A 19,964-nucleotide genomic window follows, 5' to 3' on the forward strand; every position below is an offset into this window, starting at 1 on the left:
ACGATGTTCACGCCGCCCACGCTGGCCTGATGGCGCAGCAGGGCGAGCAGACCGAAGCCGATGAGGAATCCGCCGAGCACCGAGGCCACCCAGGGGTTGAGCAGCTCGAAACGCACCACCCGCGGCGCCAGCGCGGTGCACAGCGACACCAGCGCCACAGCACACAGGCTCTTCACCGTGAACTCCAGCCCCAGCCGCTTCCACGACAGCCAGAAAAACGGCAGGCTGAACACGAAGAAGCACAGCGCGAGACTCAGGCCCGTGGCGTAGCTCACCAGAAAGGCCACTCCCGCCACCCCGCCCGTGAGCAATCCAGCGTGGGCAAACATGGTCATGCCCAGCGCCACGAAGAGCGAGCCGGCCACCAGCGCATGGCCGTCGTCGAGCCAGGAGTGGGAAAGTCGAATCAGGGGGGAAGAAGGCATGCGGATGTCAAAGCACATCGCGTGCCGAGCCCGACACCCCGGTGAGCCCGCATCTTCAGACCCGCGCCAGCAAACGCCCCACGCTGGCCAGCGCCGCATCGCGCGTCGCGCCATCGGTGGCACTCTCGGCCAGGTAGGCGGTCACGATCAGCGGCGCGCGCTGCGGTGGGAACGCGATGCCGATGTCGTTCGCATCGTCGCCGGCGGTGCCGGTCTTCTCGCCCACACGCCAGCCTGCCGGCACGCCCGCCCGCAAGCGTTTGCCGCCAGTGGTATTCGCCAGCAGCCATTGCTGCAGCCGCTCGCGCGAGGCCGGCGCCAGCGCATCGCCCAGCAGCAGCGTGCGCACCGTGTGCGCCATGGCGCGCGGCGTGGTGGTGTCCAGCGGCTCGCCGCTGGCGGCGCGGCGGTTCAGTTCGGGCTCGGTGCGGTCGTGCCGCGTGACGGTGTCACCGAGGCGGCGCGCAAAGGCGGTGAGCGCTGCCGGGCCGCCGTAGCTGGCCAGGATGAGGTTGGCGGCCGTGTTGTCGGTGGGCGCCGTGGGCACGTTCGCGGTGGGCTGGCTGCTGCCGCGCCTGCGCGACTTCCAGGCGCGTCACCCGCTCATTGAGCTGCGGCTGTTCACGCACAACAACCGCATCGACCTCGCGGCTGAGGGGCTGGACTGCGCGATCCGCTTTGGCGACGGCCAGTGGCCCGGCATGCAGACACGGCACCTGCTGGCCGCGCCGCTGGCGCCGGTGTGCGCACCGTCGCTGGCCCACCGCATCCGCGCGGTGGCCGATCTCGGGCGCGAAACGCTGCTGCGCTCGTACCGCTCGGACGAGTGGCCCCAGTGGTTCGAAGCGGCCGGTGCTCGCGCGCCCCTGCTCACCGGGCCGATGTTCGACTCGTCGCTGGTGCTGGCCGACGCCGCGGCCCAGGGCGCGGGCGTTGCACTGCTTCCGCTGGCGCTGTTCAGCCGCGACCTGCAAAGCGGGCGGCTGGTGCGCCTGTTCAGCGTCGAGGTGGACGTGGGTGGCTACTGGCTCACGCGCCTGAAGACGCGGCGCAAGAGCACGGCCATGAAGGCGTTCCAGGACTGGCTCGAACACCAGAGCCCGGGGACGGCGACGCCGGTGTGAGCCCTGCGATCACAGCCCCAGCGCGCTCAAGCCCGGGTGCTCATCCGGCCGCCGGCCCAGCGGCCAATGAAACAGGCGCTCGCTCGCCGCGATGGGCCGGTCGTTGATGCTGGCGTGGCGCTGCTCCATGTAGCCGAGTTCGTTGAACTGCCAGTTCTCGTTGCCGAACGAACGGAACCACTGACCCGAGTCGTCATGCCATTCGTAGACGAAGCGCACCGCGATGCGGTTGTCGGTGAAGGCCCAGAGTTCCTTGATGAGCCGGTAGTCGAGCTCCTTCGCCCACTTGCGCACCAGGAAGGCGTGCACCTGGTCGCGGCCCACCGGGAACTCCGCGCGGTTGCGCCAGCGTGTGTCCTCGGTGTAGACCTTGACCACGCGGTCCGGGTCGCGCGAGTTCCACGCATCCTCGGCCCCGCGCACCTTCTGCGTGGCGGTCTCGGTGGTGAAGGGCGGCAGTGGTGGTCGGGATTCCATGATGTGCTCGGCTTTTCGAAAGTGCGCACCGCATGAAGCGACGCCCGTCCAGGGGCAACGAGGGTCCGGCTCCGCCGGCCCAAGCTGCCGCCCCCCTTCCAGGGGGGACGCGCGCAGCGCGGCGGGGGGTCAATACTGTTTATAGGGCAGGAACTTGCCCGACATCACGATGTTCACGCGATCGCCGTTCGGGTCGGCCTGGCGCTGCATGTCCATCTTGAAATCGATCGCGCTCATGATGCCGTCGCCGAACTCTTCGTGGATGAGTTCCTTGAAGGTGGTGCCGTACACGCTCACCAGTTCGTAGAAGCGGTAGATCAGCGGATCGGTCGGCACCGAGGTGGGCAGCGAACCCTTGTACGGCACGACCTGCAACCACTTCTGCTCTTCGGTGGAGAGACCGAAGATCTTGCCCAACACCTTGGCCTGCGCGGGCGTGGCGGTCATCTGGCCCAGGCACAGCGCCGTGGTCCATTCCTTGGACTGGCCCACCTTTTTGGCCACGTCGGCCCAGCTCAGGCCTTTGGTGACTTTGGTGGTGATGATCTTTTCGGTGACGTCGAGTCGGCTCATGGGTTGCCTCGTTGCTTGTGTTGAAGAGAAAGGAAAGGGGGGAAACCGTCAGTGCGCTTTTGCGCGCGAGACCAGAAAGTCCACGATGTGGTTTCTGAGGTCGTAGTAACCGTCCAGGTGATGGAGTTGCGCGCGTGTGCGGCTGCGTGGCAGCGAATTGACCACCACCTCGGCCATGCCGCCGGGCTTGTAAATGGTTTCGGTGCCCACGTTGCCGTCAGGCAACTCCTGCCCGTTCGTCATGAGCAGGATGCGGTCGGCCAGCAGGATGGCCTCGTCCACGTCGTGCGTGATCATGAAAACGGTCTGGTGCGTCTCGCGCACGATGCCCATCAGCTCGTCCTGAATCGTGCCGCGCGTGAGCGCATCGAGCGCGCCGAAGGGCTCGTCGAGCAGCAGCATCTTGGGCTGGATGGCAAACGCCCGCGCGATGCCCACGCGCTGCTTCATGCCGCCCGAGAGCTGGCTCGGCTTCTTGTCGATGGCCGGGGAGAGGCCCACGAGGGCGACGAATTTTTCGACGTGCGCGTTGATCTGGGCACGGCTCCAGTCGGGCCAGCGCGACTTGACCGCGAACGCGATGTTCTGCCGCACGGTGAGCCAGGGCATGAGCGCGTGGCTCTGGAACACCACGCCGCGCTCCAGGCTCGGGCCGGCGATTTCGCGGCCGTCCATGAAGCAGTGGCCGGAGGTGGCGGTGTCGAGACCCGCGAGCACGTTGAGGATGGTGGTCTTGCCGCAGCCGCTGTGGCCGATGATGCAGACGAACTCGCCCTTGTCGATCGCGAAGGACACGTCGGCGAACACCGGCTTGTCGGCCTGGTAGGCCTTGGCGAGGTTTTCAACCTGGAGGAAACCGGTCATCTTGGGGGCTTTCGTTGGGGCCGGTGCGGGCGCCTGGGGCAGCGCCACGCCTTCGCGCACGCTGGACTCACTCCACATAGGTCACCGCCTTCTGCAGTTGGGCGAACATCAGGTCGAGCAACATGCCGACCACGCCGATGAGCAGCACGGCAAAGATCACGTTGGTCAGCGAGAGGTTGTTCCACTCGTTCCACACGAAATAGCCCACGCCGGTGCCGCCCACCAGCATCTCGGCGGCCACGATCACCAGCCAGGCAATGCCCATGCTGATGCGCATGCCGGTGAGGATGGTGGGCGCGGCGGCGGGCAGGATCACCTGGAAGGCCTTGCGGATCGGATTCACCTCCAGCGTGCTGGCCACGTTGAGCCACTCGCGCTTGACGGCGGACACGCCGAACGCGGTGTTGATCAACATCGGCCAGACCGAGCAGATGAAGATGACGAAGATGCCGCTGACGTCCGAATCCTTGAGCGTGTAGAGCGCCAGCGGCATCCAGGCCAGCGGGCTGATGGGTTTGAGCACCTGCACGAAGGGATCAAACGCCTTGCGCATCAGCGGCGACATGCCGATGAGAAAACCCAGCGGGATCGCCACCGCCATCGCGAGCAGAAAGCCCAGGCCGACGCGACCCAATGAGTGCGCAAGCTGGATGCCGATGCCCTTGTCGTTCGGACCCTTGTCGTAGAACGGATCGGACAGATGCCCCCAGCTCGCCTTGGCCACCTCGATGGGCGGCGGGAAGCCGGTGCTCTTCTCGGCACCGGGGTCCTTGCCCATCATCTTGGCGTACTCGATCTCTTCGGCCGTCATGCCGGCCGACGCGCCACCGATCGACGGCCCCGAGGTGGACAGCTGCCAGGCCCCGATGAAGACGCAGAAGATGATCAGCGAGACCAGGGCCGCGCGCAGGTTGAGGCTGGTTTTCATGCTCAAGCCGCTTTGCTGATGGCGAAGCTCTTGAGGTATTCCGCTGGCTTCGCCGAATCAAACTCCTTGCCCATGATGGTGTGCCTGGTGTAGCCGCCGCCAGCCGCAAATGGTTGACCCAGACTCTTCATGTGCTTGCGCGCGTCGGTGATGAGGAACACCTTCTCGGCCACGGCCTTGTAGTCCACGTCGCCCTTGACGTAGCCCCAGCGCTGCATCTGCGTGAGCATCCACACGGCCATGCTCTGCCACGGCATGGGGTCGAAGTCGGCGCGCTCGGGCACGTTCTGGATCTTGCCCAGGCCGTCCGCAAACCGGCCCGTGAGCACCTGTGTGACCACGGCTTCGGGCTGGTTGAGGTACTGGCTGGGCGAGATCACCTTGGCGATCAGCTCGCGGTTTTTTGGATCGCGCGCCATGGCGGCCGAGGTGAGCACCGCGCGGTAGAGCGCTGCGAAGGTGTTGGGGTTCTTCTGGATGAACTCGGTGCTGGTGCCGAAGGCGCAGCAGGGGTGGCCGTTCCAGAGGTCGCGGGTGAGCACGTGGATGAAGCCCACCTCGTCGAACACCGCGCGCTGGTTGAACGGATCGGGGCCGAGGAAGCCGTCGATGTTGCCCGCGCGCAGGTTGGCCACCATCTCGGCCGGCGGGATCACGCGCAGCTGCACGTCGGTGTCGGGGTTCAGGCCGTTCTCGGCCAGGTAGTAGCGCAACAGGAAGTTGTGCATCGAGTAGTCGAACGGGATGCCGAACTTGAAGCCCTTCCAGTTCTTCGGGTCGCGGTTGTTCTTGTGCTTGAGCGCCAGCGTGATGGCCTGGCCGTTGATGTTCTGGATGGTCGCCACGTTCATCGGCACGGCGTTGCTGCCCAGGCCCAGGCTGATGGCCAGCGGCATGGGCGAGAGGAAATGGGTGGCGTCGTATTCCTTGTTGATCATCTTGTCGCGCACCAGGGCCCAGCCCGCGGTCTTGGTGACTTCGACGTTCAGGCCCTGCTTCTGGTAGAAGCCCAGCGGGTGCGCCATGATCAGCGGCGTGGCGCAGGTGATCGGAATGAAGCCGATCTTCAGGTTGGTCTTTTCCAGCGAGCCTTGTTTCTCTTGTGCCATGGCCTGCAGGCTGGCCACCGGCAACACGCTCGCAATGGCGGCCATGGCCGTGCCCTTGCCCACCGCGCGCAGGAAGCGGCGGCGCACCTCGTCGTGCGGGAACAGCGCCTTGACCAGCGTGGCCTCGATGAATTCGTTGCTGTAGGCCTCGAATTCGGCGGTCTCGCTGCGCCGGCGCAGTTCCACGGCCGCACCATCGGCGGCCACCTCGGCGTGGTGGTCGGCTACTGTGTGGTCGCGCCCGCAACTGCACTTGAGCATGAGCGGACGGTCGGCGTTGTAGGGATCGAAGAATTCGGACATGGCGCGCACCTCGGGAGTTGATGACGCGGTGGGCGTTGCAAGCAATGGGCCAGTGGCGGCCCGGGCGTGCCCGTTCTTCGTCGCGCGGGCAAAGTCGCGAGGCCTTCGCCGACGCCGTGTAGGGCCAGCCCTACACGGCGGTGGTCAAACGGTGCCGATCAACGCGGCGCGCGGTGCCGCTCGGCGTACAACGCGAGCTCCACGTCGTTCTTGGTGCCGGTCTTCTCGAGCACGCGGGCCCGGTAGGTGCTCACCGTGTTGGGCGCCAGGCCGAGCTGCGCACCAATTTCGCTCACCGTCTGGCCTTGTGTGAGCAGGCGGTAGACCTGGTGTTCGCGGTGCGAGAGCGTCTCGGGCCCGGCCTGCGCGCTCACGTTGCCCACGGCGGCGGCCAGCGCTTCGGCCGTGGCCTGCGTGAGGAACACGCCCCCGCCCGCGGCCTTGCGCACCGCGTAGAGCATGTCGTCGGGGTCGGCACTTTTGTTCAGATACCCGCAAGCCCCCATGCGGATGCAGCGCACCGCGTACTGCTTCTCGGGGTAGGTGCTGAGCATGAGCACCGGCAACTTCGGGTGTTCGCGCTTGAGGGTCTGCAGCACGTCCAGGCCATCGAGTCCGGGCATGGCGATGTCGAGCAGCACGAGGTCCAGGCCAGCCAGGCCACCGAGCGCCCTCACCTGCGCCAGCACCTCGTCACCGGTCTGCGCCTCGGCCACCACCGCCACGTCGGGCGCGTCGGCCAGGATCTGCTTGAGGCCCTCGCGCACGATGCGGTGGTCGTCGCCGATCAGCACGCGGATGGTTTCAGTCATGAGGTCAAAGACGGTGGTCATGTATGGGCTCCCGCGGGCAATGTGATCGACAGGCGCATGAGCGTGCCCTGTCCTGGTGCGCTGGTGATGCGGATGTCGCCGCCGAAGTGGCGGGCGCGCTCGCGCATGCCCATCACCCCGTAGGCGTCGGCCGCTTCAAACGCCTGCGCCGGCGCACCGACGCCATCGTCCTGCACCGAGAGGCTCAGCACCCCGGCCTGCACGACGATCTGCACGTCCAGACGACGGGCGCGCGCGTGCCGCCCGACGTTGCTCAACATCTCCTGAAAGATGCGGAAAACGCCCATGGACAGCGGTTCTGGCGGGTCGGGTGCGTCGTCCACCTCCATGCACCAGTTCAGGGACATCTCGGCCGACTGCACGAATTCCTGCGCCTGCCATTCGAGCGCGGCCCACAGGCCCTGGTGGTCCAGGATGCTCGGTCGCAGGTCGGTGATGATGCGGCCCACGTTGTCCACCGCGTTCTCGATCAGGCGGCTCATGTTCTGGCACTTGCAGCGCATGCGCTCGCGCATGTCGCCGGCGGCCTCCAGCGTGCGCTGCTCCTGCTCGGAGAGGCGTTTGTCCAGCCAGTTCACGTCCATCTTGAGCGCCACCAGCAGGCTGCCGAGTTCGTCGTGCACCTCGCGCGCAATGCGCGTGCGCTCTTCCTCGCGCACGGCTTCCGAGCGCGCAGCCAGCTCACGCACCTGCTTGAGCGCTGTTGCCAACGCAAGCGTGCGCTCACCCACGCGCTCTTCCAGCTCGTCTTTGGCGCGCTGCAGGGCGTCGGCCGCGCGCTTGCGCTCGGTGATGTCGACGAAGGTGACCACCGCGCCGCGCACCGCGCCGCCGTCGATGATGGGGTGGCTGGAGTACTCGACCGGGAAGCTTGAGCCGTCGCGGCGCCAGAACACCTCGGTGTCGATGCGGCAGGGCAGGCCCTCCAGAAACGCCTTGAAGATCGGGCAGTCTTCCACCGGGTAGTGCGCGCCGTCGGCATGCGAGTGGTGGGTGAGGTCGTGCATGTTGCGGCCCAGCAATTCGTCGGGCTCAAAGCCGATCATGCGGGCGCCGGCGTGGTTGATGAACACGCACAGGCCGTCCAGATCAATGCCGAACACACCTTCGCCGGTGGAGGCGAGCAGCAACGCCAGCGGATCGCCCCAGGCACGGGTGGGCGGGGTGGGGGCGTCGATCAGCATGCGCTCGCCGCACGCAATGAATGTGCCAAAGCGGTGCGTGGTGCGGTGGGCGCCGGGTGACAATGCGCAGCACCACACCCCGCAGTCACCGGTATCTCCCATGGCCCTGTTCGACAAACTCTTCGGCGAGCGCTACACCGCCGCCCGCGCGCGCCAGCGCCGCCACAGCCGCGTGACTGTCTCCACCACCGCCCACCGCGCCGCCGAGTTGCTGCGCTCGACCAACGCGCTGATCCAGCTCACTGCCGCCGAGGCGCTGACGGTGGTGGGCTACATGGAGCTGCGGCGCTGCGCCGAGGGCGAAGCCATCATCCGCCAGGGCCACAGTGGCGGGGAAGACGGCTTCATGGCGCTGGTGATCGAGGGTGAGGTCACGGTGGAGGCGGTGACGGTGAGCCGCACCGAGCCGCACACGGTGAACGTGCTCGGGCCGGGCCACCTCATGGGCGAGATGTCGCTGATGGACGGCGAAGCCCGCTCGGCCACCTGCACCGCCAGCACCGAGGTGCGCTGCGCCGTGCTCACACGGGCCGCCCTGCAGTGCCTGATCGACGAAGAACCCACCACCGCCGCCAAACTGCTCAGCGCCGTGGCCCAGCGCCTGAGCCAGCGGCTGCGCGAGAACGACGCCAAGCTGCAGCTGTACGGTCAACTCGTGCTGTCGATGCAGCAGGAGATCGACAAAGCCTTGCCGGGCTGACCCCGAACCGCGGGCAGAAGGCGCCGTGGCATCGGCGCAGGAACACCAATTGCCGCACCTGGAGCACCGCCACCGGAGAACCAGGAGCCTGCCATGCAACGCCTTCTCTCCCGTGTCACGCGACGGACCCCGGCTGTCGCGGTCCTGGCCTGCACGGTCTGGAGCGCCGTCGCGCTGGCCCAGCCGCACGCCGTGCGGCACGGTCTCTTCACGCTGAGCAGCAGCGTCGTCAACACCCAGAGCATTTCGGCGGAGACAGCGCGCCAACACGGTATCGAGCCCTCGGAGCAGCGCGCCGTGCTCAATGTCGTTGTGTTCAGGGATGTTGACGGCGTGCAGTGGCCCATTCGTGCGGCCGTGAGCGCCACGCGAACGACCTTGCTGGGTGTGCAGCGCGACGTCGAGTTGCGCCAGGTGGAGGACCAGGGTCGGGTCTCGTATGTCGGCACGTTTGAATTCGTTCCCCGCGAGGTGCTCGATTTCAGTGTGACCGCGCGCATCGACCCGGCCTCACCGCTGCTGGAACTGAGCTTTCGTGAACGCATGACGCCCACCCAGCCGCCCGCGTCCACGCGCTGAGCGCGTGCCTTTTCACCATGTCACGATTCAGGAGAACGCCATGAAAACATCATCGCTCTTCACCCGCTCGGGCATCGCCACCGCCTTGGTGGCTCTGAGCACCACCGCCGCCCTCGCCGCGGGTCCGTCGACCCTGTCCACGCCGAAAGGCGATGTGCGCTACCTCAGCGGCGGCATCGGCGAGACCTCGCAAATGGCCATGCAGCAAGCCCGCAGCGACTACAGCCTGAGCCTCAATTTCGCGCGTGCCGACGGTGCCTTCATCACCGGCGTGGATCTGGAGATCCTCGACGCACGCGGCAAGACCGTGCTGTCCCGCGAGGACCAGGACCCGATGGTCCTGGTCGATCTGCCCGCCGGTCGCTACACCGTGGTCGGCACCTTTGAGGGGGAAACCCGGCGCCACGCCGTGGATGTGCCGCGCACGGGCCACCGCCATGTGGTGCTGAACTGGTAGATGCACCATGGACGCCATGCACACCCGCCATGCCCCCGCCGCGTGGCGTTGGCGCAGCGCCCCGCTCATGGCCGCCACGCTGCTGACACTCACGGCCTGCCGCGCCGCCGAAGCGCCGACCCTCGATCCACCCATGGCCCCCACCGCCTCGACGGTGGCGCCCGCCGCGCCCGTCACAACGCAGGCGCTGCCACCCGACTTCACCGCGCTCATGAAGCGCGTGGGGCCTGCGGTGGTCAATGTCACCACGCGGCGCGCCGTCGCCATCAACACCATGCGACCGGACTTCCCCGACGATCCGATGTTCGACTTCTTTCGCCGCTTCATGCCCCCGCCCCCATCGGGTCAACGGGAGTTCCGCAGCGAGGGGGTGGGCTCGGGTTTCGTGATCGATGCGCAAGGCCACATCCTCACCAACGCCCATGTGGTGGCCGATGCCGATGAAGTGCTGGTGCGGCTGGCCGGCAGCCAGCGAGAGCTCACCGCCAAGGTGATGGGCGCCGACCCGCCCACCGACGTGGCCTTGCTCAAGGTGGACGCCACCGACCTGCCGGTGGCGCCGATTGGCGACGCGGCGGCCGTGGAGCCGGGCGAATGGGTCGCGGCCATCGGCTCGCCGTTCGGCTTTGCCAACACCATCACCGCCGGCATCATCAGCGCCACGCAGCGTTCGCTGCCCGACGAGACCTACGTGCCCTTCATCCAGACCGATGTGGCGATCAACCCCGGCAACTCGGGCGGCCCGCTGATCAACACGCGAGGCGAGGTGGTGGGCATCAACTCGCAGATCTACAGCCGCACGGGGGGCTACATGGGACTGGCCTTTGCGATCCCGATCGATGTGGCCATGGGCGTGGCCGACCAGTTGCGCAAAGAGGGCCGCGTCACGCGTGGGCGCCTGGGCATCGGCATCCAGCCGGTGAACGAGTCGCTGGCGCGCGCCTTCGGGCGCGAGGACACGCGCGGTGCGCTGGTGACCTCGGTGGAGCCCGGAAGCGCCGCGCAACGCGGAGCTCTGCAGGTGGGTGACGTGATCCTGCAGTTCAACGGCAAGGCGCTGGACAACGCAAGCACGCTGCCGCGCCTGGTGGCGGGTGTTGCGCCCGGCACCACCGTGCCGCTGGAGATCTGGCGGCAAGGACGCCGACAACAGCTCGAGGTGACGGTGGATGCCGCACCCGTGGCGAGCCGCAACCAGGCGCCGGGCAACACACCGGGTCCGCGGGCTGGTGAGTCGGACACGGCGCGCCTGGGCCTGCACGTGAGCGAGTTGACACCCGCGCAGCGACGCGAACTCGGCGTGGACTTCGGCTTGTTGGTCAATGACGTGCAGGGCGACAACGCCGACAGCGGCCTGCGCCCCGGCGACGTGATCGTGGCGGTCAACCAGCAGCGCTTTGGCAGCCTCACCGAGTTCCGGCGGCTGCTCGACGCCGTTCCCGACGGCGGCAGCCTGGCCGTGCTGGTGCGCCGCGGCGAAGCCAGTCTTTACGTGCCTCTGGATGTGAACGCTGGCTGACGTGCTGAAAACAGGTGAGCAGGATGTGCCTCTCAAGAACTCGCCGCCCTGGCGCGTCATCGACAACGGGCAGCAAGCGACGTGCCCGGCGTTTTCGGGAACACCGATTGCTGCTCTCCTCATATCGCCCTGGGCGGTGCGCATGGCCGAGTCCACCGAAGGCGACATTGGCGTGGAACTCACGCGCGAGCAGGTGCGCGACAGCCCACCCGTGCAGACACAGGAGCCGGTCTCCCGGCTGTATGAAAAAGCGCACGCCGACCACTACCGCTGTCCGTACTACTGGGTCGGCCCGATGGCCTGGGGGCCGACGGCCTATCCGGTGTACGAGGGCAGTGGCGCCCTCCTGTCGCGGCCCGCTGAAGACGGCGACCCGTCGTGGACACGCGCCTCTGGTTGCCGGGTGGACAGGTCAAGGTGCCCGCTCAGGAGATGCAGAGCATCGGGTGGGCGGCACGCGAGGTGCATTTCGACACCCACAAGCAGACCGTGCGCCAAAACCCCCGGGCGCACTGAAACACAGGCCCGGGATGCGCTGGAAGCTCATCAGCCAGGACACCGAGCGCACCTACGCGCTGGTGCTCGCCGAGGGCGACGAAGTGGTCTCGACCATCGAGGCCTTCGCGCGCGAGCACAAGCTCACGGCCAGTCGGCTCAGCGCCATCGGCGCGCTGTGCCAGGTGGGTCTGGGCTACTTCGACTGGGACAAGAAGGACTACCTGCCCATCGATTTCGACGAACAGCTGAAGGTGCTCTCGCTGCTGGGCGACCTGGCCCTGCACGAAGACGCACCCAAGCTGCATGCGCACGTGGTGCTGGGCCGGCGCGACGGCAGCACCTGCGGCGGCCATTTGATGCGCGCGACCGTGCGCCCCACGCTGGAAGTGCTGCTGGTCGAATCGCCCGCGCACCTGCGGCGCGCGTTCGACCCCGCCAGCGGCCTGCCGCTGATCCACATCGAGTCGTGAGAAGGCGGATCGACCTTGTAACTCTTGCTGCAAAACCTTGCACACGCCATGACCGATACCGTCCGCGGTGCGCCCGTGATCTGAAGATTCGCTTCAGGCCGCTTCGCGATAGAAGACTGCGCGCTGGCGCGGCGCCAACGGCTCCACACTCTGGTGAATGGCCGCGATGTGCTCCGGCGTGGTGCCGCAGCAGCCGCCCACGATGTTGACCAGGCCCTCGGCCGCGAACTCGCGCAGCAGGCGGCTGGTGTCTTCGGGCGTCTCGTCGAAGCCGGTCTCGCTCATGGGGTTGGGCAGGCCGGCATTGGGGTAGCAGCTGATGAAGGTGTCGCCCGCGACCTTGGCCAGCTCCTGGATGTAGGGACGCATGAGCGCGGCACCCAGCGCGCAGTTCAGACCCACGGCCAGCGGCTGCAGGTGGCGCACGCTGGCCCAGAAGGCGCTCACCGTCTGGCCGCTCAGGATGCGGCCGGAGGCGTCGGTCACCGTGCCGCTGATGATGAGCGGCAGGCGCTCGCCGCTCTTCTCGAAGTACTCGTCGATGGCGAACAGCGCGGCCTTGGCGTTGAGCGTGTCGAAGATGGTCTCCACCAGCAGCACGTCCGCCCCGCCCTCGACCAGCGCCTCGACCTGTTCCAGGTAGGCCGCGCGCAGCTGCTCGAAAGTCACGTTGCGCGCGCCCGCGTCGTTCACGTCGGGGCTGATGCTCGCGGTCTTGGGCGTGGGGCCGAGAGCCCCGGCCACGAAGCGCGGCTTGTCGGGCGTGCTGAACTTGTCGCAGGCCGCGCGGGCGATGCGCGCCGAGGCCAGGTTCATCTCGCGCGCGAGGTGGCCCATGTCGTAGTCGTCCTGCGCGATGGTGGTCGCACCAAAGGTGTTGGTCTCGATCAGGTCGGCACCGGCCGCCAGGTACCCCTCGTGGATGTCCTGGATCACGTCGGGCCGCGTGAGGCTGAGCAGCTCGTTGTTGCCCTTCACGTCCTTGTGGAAGTCCTTGAAACGCTCACCGCGGTACTGCGCCTCGCCCAGCTTGAAGCGCTGGATCATGGTGCCCATCGCGCCATCGAGGATGGCGATGCGGTGTTTCAGGATCTCGGGCAGCGCCCGGGCGCGGGTGTAGGCGGGGGAAGTCATGCCGGGATTGTAAGAAGCGACACGGGTCCGGGCCCGCCGGCTGATGGGTGGCCTCAGGCTTTCCCCGACAATAGCCCCCATGAAACACCTCACGCCCCAGCAGGCCTGGGCCTGGCTGCAGGCCGAACGCGAGCGCCGCAAAACCATTGGCGAAGCCGAACCGCTGTTCGTGGACGTGCGCATGGAAATCGAGTCGCTCTACGTGGGCCGCCCGCCCGGCGTGGAGAACATCCCCTGGTACGAATACCCCGACCTCACGCCCGACCCGGTGCGTTTCGCGAAGGCCGTCGAGCAGGAAGCGGGCGACAAGCAGCGTCCGGTGCTGCTGATCTGCCGCAGCGGCAAGCGCACGCTGGACGCGGGCAAGGCGCTGGAGGCCGCCGGGTTCACCGAGGTGGCGCACGTGGTGCACGGTTTCGAGGGGGAGCTCAACGAAGATTTCAAACGCTCCAGCCTGAACGGTTGGCGGCACGATGGTCTGCCGTGGGAGCAGATGTGATCGACATCGCACCCGAGAGCGAAATCCTGGAGGCCAGCGTCGGCGTGCTGCAGGAGGTCTTCGGCTTCGACGCCTTCCGTGGCCCGCAGGCCGAGATCGTGGCGCACGTGGGCGGCGGTGGCGACGCGCTGGTGCTCATGCCCACGGGTGGCGGCAAGTCGCTGTGTTATCAGGTGCCGGCCATCGTGCGCGAGCGAAGCGGCCAGGGCCTCACCGTGGTGGTGTCGCCGCTGATCGCGCTCATGCACGACCAGGTGGGTGCCTTGCTCGAAGCGGGCGTGGCCGCAGCCTTCCTCAACTCCAGCCTGTCCAGCGAAGACGCGCAACGGGTGGAGAAGGAAATGCTGCGCGGCGACCTCACCCTGCTGTATGCAGCGCCCGAGCGCCTGACCACCCCGCGTTTCCTGGCCTTGCTCGACTCGCTCCGCGAGCGCGGCAAGCTGGCCCTGTTTGCGATTGACGAGGCGCACTGCGTGAGCCAGTGGGGCCACGATTTCCGCCCCGAGTACCGTGGTCTGGCCGTGCTGCACGAGCGCTTCGCCGGCGTGCCGCGCGTGGCCCTCACCGCCACCGCCGACGATCTCACGCGCGCCGACATCGTCGAGCGCCTGCAACTGCAGGAAGCTCGCACCTTCATCAGCAGCTTCGACCGACCCAACATCCGCTACCAGCTGGTGGAAAAGAAGGACGCCACCACCCAGCTGCTGCGCTTCATCCGCGACGAGCACACCAGCGGTGACGAGCACGACGCGGGCATCGTGTACTGCCAGTCGCGACGCCGGGTGGAAGAGGTGGCCACCATGCTGTGCGAAGCCGGTCTGCATGCCCTGCCGTACCACGCCGGCCTGGACGCCGGCGTGCGCCAGCGCCACCAGGACCGCTTCCTGCGCGAGGAGGGCCTGATCATGGTCGCCACCATCGCCTTCGGCATGGGCATCGACAAGCCCGACGTGCGTTTTGTGGCGCACCTGGACATGCCCAAGAACATCGAGGGCTACTACCAGGAAACCGGGCGCGCCGGGCGCGACGGCGAGCCCGCCAACGCCTGGATGGCCTACGGTCTGCAGGACGTGGTGAACCAGCGCCGCATGATCGACGAGAGCCCGGCGGCCGACGAATTCAAGCAGGTGCTGCGCGGCAAGCTCGACGCATTGTTGACGCTGGCAGAAGCGAGTGATTGCCGGCGCGTGCGCCTGCTCTCCTACTTTGGTGAAAACAGTGCGCCTTGCGGCAACTGCGACAACTGCCTGCACCCCCCGCAGCTCTTTGACGCCACCGAATCCGCGCGCAAGCTGCTCTCGTGCATCTACCGCGTGCAGCAGTCCAGCGGCATGGCGTTTGGCGCCGGCCACATCATGGACATCCTGCGCGGCAAGGTCACCGAGAAGGTGACGCAACACGGGCACGACAAGCTGTCCACCTTCGGCATCGGCGCCGACCTGTCCGAGACGCAGTGGCGTGCGCTCTTGCGCCAGCTCATCGCCCGCGAAGCGGTGCAGGTGGATGCGGCGCACTACAACACCCTGCACCTGCAGGATGCGGCGCGCGAGATCCTCAAGGGCCAGAGCGCCGTGTGGCTCAAGTCGCTGGCCGAGAAGGCCGCCGGCTCCGGGCGCACCAGCCGCCAGCGCAGCGCGCGCGCCACCGTGGCCGACGACGGCCAGCCGCTGACCCTGGCGGCGCGCGACAGCCTGGACGCGCTCAAGGCCTGGCGCGCCGGCGTGGCCAAGGAACACAACCTGCCGGCCTTCGTGATCTTTCACGACACCACCCTGCGCGCGATTGCCGCGCGCCAGCCCCGCACGCTGGCCGATCTGGACGGCATTGCCGGCCTGGGCGTGAAAAAACGCGAGGCCTACGGTGAAGAGGTGTTGCGGGTGGTGAGTGCTTTCGGGTGATCGCCTGACCGGGCACGACGCCCCGACCACCACCATCGGCTGACACGCTCGACCGCTCATCGCACCAAGGGTCTTGAGTACCTGTCATCGCTCAAGTCAGCCGCCCATCTGACGATGCTTGAGGTGTACCCGGGGACTTCCCCGAACATCTCGAACGGAGCACTGCATGTTTTCCTGGCTGCCCTGGATTGGCAAAAGCAAAAGGGTTCAGTACCACGACACGCAGGTGCTCGAGCTGGACTTCCTGGTGGACGAGTTTCACGCCGCGATGGCCGACATCCAGGACCCGATCCGCGTGCGCATCCACGCCGCGCTCCTGTCCTGCCAAAGCCCCAAGGATCTCTGGTTCCTGCGCAGCAAGCTGTTCGGCCTGATCTCCAAACACCATTGCGAGAGCGTGGCCAACACCCGCATCGGCCGACTCGATCAGAAGCTGCGTTTCTTCGTGAACAACCACCCGGACTACTCGGCCGACGAACTGCCCAGCAAGCCCATGCTGCTCATGCACTAGAGGGCACCCCCGCGCCGCCTGCGGCGTCACCCTGGACAAAGCAAAGGCCACCTCACGGTGGCCTTTTGCATGGAGAGCGCGTTGGCTCAATGCACGAAGCCGATGCCGCGAGCCTCGCGCACCTCGGGTTTGATGCGGTGCTCGGCCTCCAGCTGGGCGATGAACTCCTCGGGCTCCAGCGCCTCGGCCAGGATCTCCACCTGCCGCTTCACCGCCGCAAAGTCGCCCGGGCAGAGCTGGTCGAGCTTGGTCAGCCGAGCGGCGTGCGCCGCGCTCAGCCGCGTGACGTCGCCCCCCAGCGCCTCCACCACGAACATGGTCTCGCGCTGCGCGGCCGTGAGTGGCTTGAAACGGATCTTGAAGGTGAAGCGGCGCAGCGCCGCCTGGTCGATGCTGTCCATCAGGTTGGTGGTGCAGATGAAGATGCCGGCAAAACGCTCCATGCCCTGCAGCATCTCGTTGACCTCGGTCACTTCGTAGGTGCGCTGCGCGCCGCGCCGGTCCTGCAGGAAGCTGTCAGCCTCGTCGAGCAGCAGCACGGCCTTCTCGGCCTCGGCCTCGCGGAACATCGCCGCCATCTGCTGCTCGGTCTCACCCACGAACTTGCTCACCAGATCACTGGCTCGGCGGATCATCAGCGGACGCTCCAGCTGCTGGGCCAGGTGTTCAGCCAGCGCTGTCTTGCCGGTGCCCGGCGCACCGTGGAAACACAGGCAGCCGTGGCCGCGTGCCTTGAGCGCGGCAATCACGCGCGGCAGCTCGTAGCGCGACTCGACATTGAGCATGTCCAGGTTGTACTGCGTGACGCTGGGACGCTGCACCAGGTCCGGCTTGCGGCCCAGGGCCAGGTCGGCGTTCTTCAGCTGTCGTTCGATCAGGTCGTCCAGCACCGGCGCCGCGGCGCCGCGCGCCTTGGCGCTGCGCCGCGCCGCTGGCTTGGCCGGGCTGGCCGCGAGCTGGGCGAAGCGCAGGGCGGTGCGGATCTGCGCCGGCGTGAGGCCCTTGCGCTCGGTCAGGCGCGCCACCAGCGCGTCGGACACCGGTGCGTCTTCCAGCGTCTTGCGCACCAGCTGCTCGCGTGCGCCGGGCGGCGGGCTCTTGAGCTCCAGGTGGTAGGCGAAGCGGCGGCGGAACGCCGGGTCGATCTGCTCGATGCGGTTGGTCACCCACAGCGTGGGCACGGCATTGGTCTCCAGGATCTGGTTGACCCAGGCCTTGCCGCTGACGCTGCCGGTGTGCGAGGCCGCCACGTGTTCGGCGCGCGCCATGATCTGCGCCGCCTCGCTGGAGATGGGGGGGAACACGTCTTCCACCTCGTCGAACAGCAGCGCCGAATGCGCCGTGCCTTTCAGGAACACCTGGGCGATCTGCAGCGAGCGGTAGCGGTCGCGGCCCGAGAGCGCGTTGCCGTCGCGGTCCGCGTACTCCACCTCGAACAGCTCCAGGCCGGCGGCCTGCGCGACCACGCGCGCCAGTTCGGTCTTGCCGGTGCCGGGCGGGCCGTACATGAGCACGTTCACGCCGGGCTCCTTGCGCGCCACGGCTTCGCGCAGCAGGCCGCAGAGCAGGCGCACGTCCTCGCCCACGTAGTCAAAATCTTTCGCGCTCAGCGCCGAGCGCGCGGCCGGTCGCGTGAACACCGCCATGAGTTCGCTCTGCGTGCGGTACTCGCGCATCAGCACCGGTGGCAGTTTTTCGCTCACCTTCATGAGATCGGCCAGGTCGGTGATGTTGTGCTCGGAGATGAGGTTTTCCACCATGCCGATGCGCTCCAGCCGCGAGCCGGCGCGCAAGGCCTCGCCGACCTCGCTCGCCTTCACGCCGGCCACGTCGGCGATCGCCGCGTAGGCCTCGGGCGCGTTGTTCACCTTGAACTCGACCAGGATGGAACGCAGGTCGCGCTGGTAGCGCGCCAGCGTGCCGTAAAGCAACAGCGCGCGTTCGGCGCGGTTGAGCTGCAGCAGGCCGGCGAGCGCGTCGATGTTCTTCTCGACCAGCGTGGACTGCTTCTTCAACGAGTGGCTCAGCCATTCACCCGTGACGGCCAGCACCGACAGCAGGTCCTTGGGCGACTCCTTGGCGTATTCGTCCAGGTAGAAGAACAGCGTGCCTTCTTCGTATGGGCCGCGCCAGACTCCGTAGCGCTCCATGAAGGCGTTGGTCGCGAGCCGGTCGTGGCCGCTCCAGAGTTCGTTGTCCTTGCAGCGGCGCTGCAGGAATTCGCGCAGGCGCAGCAGCACGGTCTGCGGCCACACCAGGTGGCGGCCGGCGAGCGAGAGCAAGGTGTTGAGGTCGCGCCGCACGTTGAAGCGCGGGCCCTGCCGCGCGGCCAGGGTGAGCACGAAGTGCGAGCACATGAGGTCGAGCACCGGCGCCTGGCGCAGGCCGTGCGGCACGAACACGCGGCCCTCGGCCATCAAGGGGCCGCGGCTTTCGCGCGCATCGAGAACGGTGCGGGTTGCGGTTGCAGCAGGCGGCAACGAGCGCTTGGTCATCCAACCACCTCCAGGACTGCCTTCCATCCAGTGACGCCATGCCGGGCGGAGCCGGCATTTCAGCGGACCATAACCCAGCTTGATGAATCATGGAAGAGAGTGATGAACCGTGTTTGTGGGATTTGTCCGGCTTTAAGGTGGCGCGCGGTCCGGGCCGCCAGTTCACAATCGCGCGATGCTGGAACTCAAAGACATTCAAGCCGCCGCCGCGCGCCTGGCCGGGCAGGTGCTGGACACCCCCTTCGTCGAATCGCGCACCATCTCGCAGCTCACCGGCTGCCAGGTGTTCCTGAAATTCGAGAACCTGCAGTACACCGCCTCGTTCAAGGAGCGCGGTGCCTGCAACAAGCTCGCGCAACTGAGCGCCGACGAACGGGCGAGCGGCGTGATCGCCATGAGCGCGGGCAACCATGCGCAAGGTGTGGCGTACCACGCTCACCGCCTGGGCCTGCGAGCGGTGATCGTCATGCCGCGCTTCACGCCTGGCGTGAAGGTGGAGCGCACGCGCGGCTTCGGCGCCGAGGTGGTGCTGCACGGCGACACGCTGGACGAGTCGCGCACCCACGCCCGCGAGCTGGCGAAGCAGCAAGGGCTGGTGTTCGTGCACCCGTACGACGACGAAGCCATCGTGGCCGGACAGGGCACGGTGGCGCTGGAGATGCTGCGCGAGCAGCCCGACCTGGATACGCTGGTGGTGGCCATCGGTGGCGGCGGCCTGATCGCCGGCATGGCCACCGCGGCCAAGGCGATCCGCCCGGACATCGAGATCATCGGCGTGCAGACCGAGCGCTTCCCCGCCATGGTCAACGCCATCAAAGGCACCCACCTGCCGCAGGGCACGAGCACCATCGCCGAAGGCATTGCCGTGGGCACGCCGGGCGTGATCACCGAGGCCATCGTGCGCCAGAAGGTGGACGACCTGCTGCTGGTCGACGAGGGCGACATCGAGCAGGCCATCGTGATGCTGCTGGAGATCGAGAAGACGCTGGTGGAGGGCGCGGGTGCCGCCGGTCTGGCCGCGCTGATCAGACACCCCCAGCGCTTTGCCGGCAAACGTGTGGGCCTGGTGCTGTGCGGCGGCAACATCGACCCGATGCTGCTGGCTTCCATCATCGAACGGGGCATGGTGCGTGCCGGTCGGCTGGCGCGCATCCAGGTCAATGCGCGCGACGTGCCGGGCAACCTGGCCCGCATCACCGCCACCGTGGCCGACGCCGGCGCCAACATCGACGAAGTGCACCACCAGCGTGCCTTCACGCTGCTGGCCGCGCAGAACGTGGCGATCGAACTCGTGCTGCAGACGCGCGGGCGCGAGCACATCGCGCAGGTGATCGAACGCCTGCAGCAAGCGGGCTTCGACACGGCACTGTTGTGAACTCCGGTG

General features: G+C 67.5%; 22 protein-coding genes. 11 read left to right on the forward strand and 11 right to left on the reverse strand.

The window, feature by feature from the left end; genetic code table 11:
- A partial coding sequence (locus V6M63_RS14635) for a YitT family protein (RefSeq protein ID WP_332742990.1) occupies positions 1 to 425 on the reverse strand: 425 nt, incomplete at its 3' end.
- Between the two features lie 55 nt (positions 426 to 480).
- Positions 481 to 972, reverse strand: coding sequence for a serine hydrolase (locus V6M63_RS14640; protein ID WP_332742992.1), 492 nt, complete (start codon positions 970 to 972; stop codon positions 481 to 483).
- Here V6M63_RS14640 and V6M63_RS14645 point away from each other — a divergent pair.
- Positions 947 to 1,549 carry a LysR substrate-binding domain-containing protein gene (locus V6M63_RS14645; protein WP_442909597.1) on the forward strand — a complete coding sequence of 201 codons (603 nt, stop codon included), beginning with the start codon at positions 947 to 949 and terminating at the stop codon, positions 1,547 to 1,549. The two genes, V6M63_RS14640 and V6M63_RS14645, sit on opposite strands and share 26 nt — an antisense overlap.
- Positions 1,550 to 1,558: 9 nt before the next feature.
- On the opposite strand, the gene V6M63_RS14650 is transcribed toward V6M63_RS14645, so the two are convergent.
- From V6M63_RS14650 to V6M63_RS14680, 7 genes are all read right to left on the reverse strand, one after another.
- A complete protein-coding gene (locus tag V6M63_RS14650; protein WP_332742994.1) occupies positions 1,559 to 2,026 on the reverse strand; it encodes a nuclear transport factor 2 family protein in 468 nt (155 codons plus the stop codon).
- Positions 2,027 to 2,155: 129 nt separating this feature from the next.
- Positions 2,156 to 2,599 (reverse strand): cyanase, encoded by a 444-nt coding sequence (gene cynS, locus V6M63_RS14655; RefSeq protein ID WP_332742996.1) that lies wholly within the window; start codon positions 2,597 to 2,599, stop codon positions 2,156 to 2,158.
- Between the two features lie 48 nt (positions 2,600 to 2,647).
- A complete protein-coding gene (locus tag V6M63_RS14660; RefSeq protein WP_332742998.1) occupies positions 2,648 to 3,541 on the reverse strand; it encodes an ABC transporter ATP-binding protein in 894 nt (297 codons plus the stop codon).
- Positions 3,531 to 4,391: a nitrate ABC transporter permease gene (gene ntrB, locus V6M63_RS14665; protein ID WP_332743000.1), complete on the reverse strand. Its 861-nt coding sequence runs from the start codon at positions 4,389 to 4,391 to the stop codon at positions 3,531 to 3,533. The genes V6M63_RS14660 and ntrB overlap by 11 nt, the downstream gene beginning before the upstream one ends.
- Positions 4,392 to 4,393: 2 nt before the next feature.
- Positions 4,394 to 5,803 (reverse strand): CmpA/NrtA family ABC transporter substrate-binding protein, encoded by a 1,410-nt coding sequence (locus V6M63_RS14670; protein ID WP_332743002.1) that lies wholly within the window; start codon positions 5,801 to 5,803, stop codon positions 4,394 to 4,396.
- A 158-nt stretch (positions 5,804 to 5,961) separates the two neighbouring features.
- Positions 5,962 to 6,615, reverse strand: coding sequence for a response regulator transcription factor (locus tag V6M63_RS14675; protein ID WP_332743355.1), 654 nt, complete (start codon positions 6,613 to 6,615; stop codon positions 5,962 to 5,964).
- A 17-nt stretch (positions 6,616 to 6,632) separates the two neighbouring features.
- Positions 6,633 to 7,820: a sensor histidine kinase gene (locus tag V6M63_RS14680; RefSeq protein WP_332743004.1), complete on the reverse strand. Its 1,188-nt coding sequence runs from the start codon at positions 7,818 to 7,820 to the stop codon at positions 6,633 to 6,635.
- 100 nt (positions 7,821 to 7,920) lie between these two features.
- On the opposite strand from V6M63_RS14680, the gene V6M63_RS14685 reads away from it, so the two are divergent.
- The 6 genes from V6M63_RS14685 to V6M63_RS14710 all read left to right on the forward strand — a co-directional run bounded on the left by V6M63_RS14685 (position 7,921) and on the right by V6M63_RS14710 (position 12,043).
- Positions 7,921 to 8,520, forward strand: a complete 600-nt coding sequence (locus V6M63_RS14685; protein ID WP_332743006.1) for a Crp/Fnr family transcriptional regulator — start codon at positions 7,921 to 7,923, stop codon at positions 8,518 to 8,520.
- A 93-nt stretch (positions 8,521 to 8,613) separates the two neighbouring features.
- The gene (locus tag V6M63_RS14690; protein WP_332743008.1) at positions 8,614 to 9,099 is read left to right on the forward strand and encodes a DUF4426 domain-containing protein; all 486 of its coding nucleotides are present in this window, start codon (positions 8,614 to 8,616) and stop codon (positions 9,097 to 9,099) included.
- A 40-nt stretch (positions 9,100 to 9,139) separates the two neighbouring features.
- Positions 9,140 to 9,556: a carboxypeptidase regulatory-like domain-containing protein gene (locus tag V6M63_RS14695; protein ID WP_332743010.1), complete on the forward strand. Its 417-nt coding sequence runs from the start codon at positions 9,140 to 9,142 to the stop codon at positions 9,554 to 9,556.
- A gap of 16 nt (positions 9,557 to 9,572) precedes the next feature.
- Positions 9,573 to 11,075, forward strand: coding sequence for a DegQ family serine endoprotease (locus V6M63_RS14700; protein WP_332743012.1), 1,503 nt, complete (start codon positions 9,573 to 9,575; stop codon positions 11,073 to 11,075).
- Between the two features lie 378 nt (positions 11,076 to 11,453).
- The gene (locus tag V6M63_RS14705) at positions 11,454 to 11,591 is read left to right on the forward strand and encodes a hypothetical protein (RefSeq protein WP_332743014.1); all 138 of its coding nucleotides are present in this window, start codon (positions 11,454 to 11,456) and stop codon (positions 11,589 to 11,591) included.
- A gap of 14 nt (positions 11,592 to 11,605) precedes the next feature.
- Positions 11,606 to 12,043 (forward strand): PPC domain-containing DNA-binding protein, encoded by a 438-nt coding sequence (locus V6M63_RS14710; protein ID WP_332743016.1) that lies wholly within the window; start codon positions 11,606 to 11,608, stop codon positions 12,041 to 12,043.
- Positions 12,044 to 12,136: 93 nt separating this feature from the next.
- Here the strand turns inward: V6M63_RS14710 and V6M63_RS14715 are convergent, their stop codons facing one another.
- On the reverse strand, positions 12,137 to 13,177 hold the full coding sequence (locus V6M63_RS14715; RefSeq protein ID WP_332743018.1) for a homocysteine S-methyltransferase family protein: 1,041 nt from the start codon (positions 13,175 to 13,177) through the stop codon (positions 12,137 to 12,139).
- A gap of 79 nt (positions 13,178 to 13,256) precedes the next feature.
- On the opposite strand from V6M63_RS14715, the gene V6M63_RS14720 reads away from it, so the two are divergent.
- The 3 genes from V6M63_RS14720 (at position 13,257) to V6M63_RS14730 (ending at position 16,085) form a co-directional block, all read left to right on the forward strand.
- Entirely contained in the window at positions 13,257 to 13,676 is a 420-nt protein-coding gene (locus V6M63_RS14720; protein ID WP_332743020.1) for a rhodanese-like domain-containing protein, read from the forward strand.
- Positions 13,673 to 15,574 (forward strand): DNA helicase RecQ, encoded by a 1,902-nt coding sequence (gene recQ, locus V6M63_RS14725; protein WP_332743022.1) that lies wholly within the window; start codon positions 13,673 to 13,675, stop codon positions 15,572 to 15,574. Before V6M63_RS14720 ends, recQ begins: the two co-directional genes overlap by 4 nt.
- Positions 15,575 to 15,740: 166 nt before the next feature.
- Positions 15,741 to 16,085 carry a hypothetical protein gene (locus V6M63_RS14730; protein WP_332743024.1) on the forward strand — a complete coding sequence of 115 codons (345 nt, stop codon included), beginning with the start codon at positions 15,741 to 15,743 and terminating at the stop codon, positions 16,083 to 16,085.
- Between the two features lie 86 nt (positions 16,086 to 16,171).
- Here the strand turns inward: V6M63_RS14730 and V6M63_RS14735 are convergent, their stop codons facing one another.
- Positions 16,172 to 18,502: an ATP-binding protein gene (locus tag V6M63_RS14735; RefSeq protein WP_332743356.1), complete on the reverse strand. Its 2,331-nt coding sequence runs from the start codon at positions 18,500 to 18,502 to the stop codon at positions 16,172 to 16,174.
- 253 nt (positions 18,503 to 18,755) lie between these two features.
- On the opposite strand from V6M63_RS14735, the gene V6M63_RS14740 reads away from it, so the two are divergent.
- Positions 18,756 to 19,955 (forward strand): threonine ammonia-lyase, encoded by a 1,200-nt coding sequence (locus V6M63_RS14740; protein WP_332743026.1) that lies wholly within the window; start codon positions 18,756 to 18,758, stop codon positions 19,953 to 19,955.
- Positions 19,956 to 19,964 lie beyond the last annotated feature (9 nt).

The sequence above is a fragment of the Hydrogenophaga sp. genome (genome assembly GCF_036675665.1).
Lineage (GTDB): Bacteria > Pseudomonadota > Gammaproteobacteria > Burkholderiales > Burkholderiaceae_C > Hydrogenophaga.